The organism is Vibrio sp. 1249-1, from assembly GCF_033340495.1.
The window spans coordinates 1-710 of record NZ_JAWOWJ010000522.1 but is presented as its reverse complement, the minus strand read 5'-3'; the positions used below and the strand labels follow the sequence as shown (position 1 = coordinate 710).

Annotated in this window: 1 protein-coding gene; it reads left to right on the top strand. The window is 46.6% G+C overall.

Annotated elements, in window-relative coordinates:
- Nucleotides 1–710: tetratricopeptide repeat protein (locus R7Z50_RS27370; RefSeq protein WP_318149731.1), on the top strand; the 710-nt coding region annotated here is incomplete at both ends.

Below are 710 nucleotides of genomic sequence, written 5' to 3'. Positions count from 1 at the left end.
TATTTACCAGCAAACGCGTGAATGGGAAAAAGCGATTCATTACGCCAATCAGCTAGCTAAAATGGGTAATCAGCGTAGCCGTATGCGTACAAATATTGCGCATTTTTGGTGTGAAATTGCCATGCTAGACCAAGCTGATGGCAATACGAATAAAGCTATCCAGCATTTCAAAAAAGCACTTTCCGAAGATCCAAAATGTGTTCGAGCAAGTATTTCGCTCGGCCGGATTTACTTGGAGTCAGAAGACTACAAACAAACCATTAAGTATCTAACGGGTGTATTGGAGCAAGACAAAGACTTTGTGAGCGACGTTTTGCCGACAATTGCTGAGTGCTATCACCATCTCGGGCAAGAAGATGAACTGGTCGAGTTTTTACGCGCCTGCATTGATAAAAAGGCAGGGGTGTCCGCGGAGTTGATGCTGGCTCAGTTAGTCGCTCACCATGAAAGCGTCGGCGCTGCCCAAGAATGGCTGACGGAACAGCTACTGAGAAATCCAACCATGAAGGGCTTTTATCGCCGGATTGACTACTACAGTGCAGGGGCTGGGGACGGTCGCGCAAAAGACAGTTTATCTACATTACAAGCGATGGTTGGAGAACAATTAAAAGTAAAACCGCACTACCGATGCAGGAAGTGTGGCTTCTCTACTCATTCCCTTTATTGGCATTGTCCTTCCTGTAAAGGGTGGGGGACGATCAAGCCAATCC